The organism is Microbacterium sp. 13-71-7, assembly GCF_002257455.1.
GTDB lineage: Bacteria > Actinomycetota > Actinomycetes > Actinomycetales > Microbacteriaceae > Microbacterium.
This window is the reverse complement of the sequence record NZ_NCKN01000385.1, coordinates 1-2063: the sequence shown is the minus strand read 5'-3', so window position 1 is coordinate 2063 and position 2063 is coordinate 1. Positions and strand designations below refer to the sequence as shown.

The 2063-nt window shown below is 67.8% G+C and carries 3 protein-coding genes; 2 read left to right on the top strand and 1 reads right to left on the bottom strand.

All coding sequences use genetic code 11. The annotated features are described in order from the left end of the window. Positions 1 to 210: 210 nt before the first annotated feature. Positions 211 to 480: a DsbA family protein gene (locus tag B7X32_RS20570; protein ID WP_292724024.1), complete on the bottom strand. Its 270-nt coding sequence runs from the start codon at positions 478 to 480 to the stop codon at positions 211 to 213. A 123-nt stretch (positions 481 to 603) separates the two neighbouring features. Here B7X32_RS20570 and B7X32_RS20565 point away from each other — a divergent pair, with 123 nt between their 5' ends. Continuing rightward, positions 604 to 1569, top strand: a complete 966-nt coding sequence (locus B7X32_RS20565; RefSeq protein ID WP_292724022.1) for an extracellular solute-binding protein — start codon at positions 604 to 606, stop codon at positions 1567 to 1569. Positions 1570 to 1613: 44 nt separating this feature from the next. After that, on the top strand, positions 1614 to 2063 hold a 450-nt coding region (locus B7X32_RS20560), incomplete at its 3' end, for an ABC transporter ATP-binding protein (RefSeq protein WP_292724020.1).

Below are 2063 nucleotides of genomic sequence, written 5' to 3'. Positions count from 1 at the left end.
GCTGCGCGGGGCCGGGGATGGTGGCGTACTCGACGCCGTCGGTGTACGGGGCGCCGGAATCCTGGCCGGAGCTGGCCGAGCAGGCGGTGGCCAGCATCAGGCCGCCGACCAGGGCGAACAGACGAAGACGGGAGAGGTGCTTGAGCATGGATCGACTCCGCAACGGAACGGGAACAGCCAAGACCGCGCCGGGCGCGAAAGGTGCCGGCCTTACTTGCCGGCCGCTTCCTTGGCGACCAGGTACTTGGCCAGCTCGACCATCTGCGCGTAGCCGCCGGCCGCGCGCAGGTCGATGCGGTACTTGCCGTCGATCACGATGGTCGGCGTGCCTTCCACGCCGTAGGCCTTCACCAGCTCGTCGGCGCGCTTGACCTGGGTGTTGATGCTGAAGGAGTTGGCCACTGCCAGGAATTCCTTCGGGTCGGCGCCGTACTTGGCATAGAACTTCGCCGCGTCGGCCAGCGTGGGCAGCTCGGACATCGGCTTCAGGCCCTGGCCGTCGGCGCGCTCGCAGCCCTGACCGCCTGCTCATCCGGCACGGCCGCCGCCAAGCCCGACACCCCGATCGAGGTCCCCGGCACGAGCGCCGCGGGCAACTCGCACATGAACGACCTCTACGACAAGGCGCTCTCCGGCGGCAAGACCGACATCGTGGTCTACGGGCCCAGCGTCTCGTCGCAGAAGGCGCTGTTCAAGGCCTTCACGGACCGCTTCCCCGGGATCAAGGTCGTCCAGCAGGATCAGCCGGACGCGCAGAGCATCACCAAGATCGAGACCGAGGCGCAGAGCGGCAACCGCATCGCCGACATCTACGACGGCGGCGAGTCGCCGCAGGTCGCCGCCAAGGCCGACCTGTGCACCAAGGCCGACGTCCAGACGGCTCCGGCCGGCTTCGAGATCCCGACCAACTTCGACGGCCGCCTCACCTACTACGCGATGCGGTACTTCGTGTTCGTCTACAACACCGACATGGTGAAGGAGAACGAGGCCCCGAAGAACTGGAAGGACCTGCTCGACCCGAAGTGGAAGGGCAAGATCACGGTCGGCGACCCGACGGTCCCCGGCGGCATCCGCTACATCCTCACCTCGCTCATGGTCCCGGAGAGCGCCGACAAGTGGGGCAAGCCCTACGTCGAGGCGCTCGCCCAGCAGGACGTGCAGTTCGCGCAGTCCGAGCCCAACGTCCCCGCCGACGTGGCCAGCGGCCGGTTCCCGATCGGTATCGCCGTCTACCAGGGCTTCTACGAGGACACGAAGGCCAAGGGCGGCCCCGTCGCCGCGGTCTTCCCGCTCGATGACGGCGGCAACTTCATGTCCCGCACCGGCATGTGCATCGTGAACAAGGCCCCGCACGCGGACGCCGCGCAGCTCTACATCAACTGGCTGTACTCGCCCGAGGGGCAGAAGGCGCTCGCCGAGAAGAACAAGTCGTACGGCTGGACGCCGGACGCTCCCGGCCCGCAGGGCGCACCGGCGCTGAGCAAGCTCGGACGCCTGCCGTTCTCCAACCCCGACCCGAACTTCAACCAGCCCTACTTCGACTTCATCAACGCGCAGTTCAAGAAGTAGCCGTTTCGAATCCGACGTCCCCCAGCGAGAGAGCACTGATCGGCATGACTGAGGTCCAGGTATCCGGACTGACCAAGCGCTACGGCGGCAAGACCGCTCTGCACGGATTGGATCTGACGATCGGATCCGGCGAGTTCGTCACCCTGCTCGGCCCCTCGGGCTGCGGCAAGACGACGACGCTGCGGTGCCTGGCCGGTCTCGAGCGCCCCACGGGCGGACGCATCAGCATGGGCGATCGCATCGTCGTCGACACCGACCGGCGCACGTTCGTGCCGGCGGACAAGAGGCAGGTGGGCATGGTCTTCCAGAGCTACGCGCTCTGGCCGCACATGAGCGTGGCGGAGAACGTCGCGTACCCGCTCAAGGTCGCGAAGGTGGGGGCGGCGGAGCGCCGCACCCGCGTCGCCGACATGCTCTCCGCGGTGGGACTCGCGGACTTCGGGACCAGACCTGTCACCGCCCTGTCGGGCGGTCAGCAGCAGCGGGTGGCTAAA

What these genes read in the sequence shown, in the direction of transcription:
- B7X32_RS20570 (WP_292724024.1), bottom strand. Translation starts at nt 480, where the DNA reads ATGTCCGAGCTGCCCACGCTGGCCGACGCGGCGAAGTTCTATGCCAAG.
- B7X32_RS20565 (WP_292724022.1), top strand. Translation starts at nt 604, where the DNA reads ATGAACGACCTCTACGACAAGGCGCTCTCCGGCGGCAAGACCGACATC.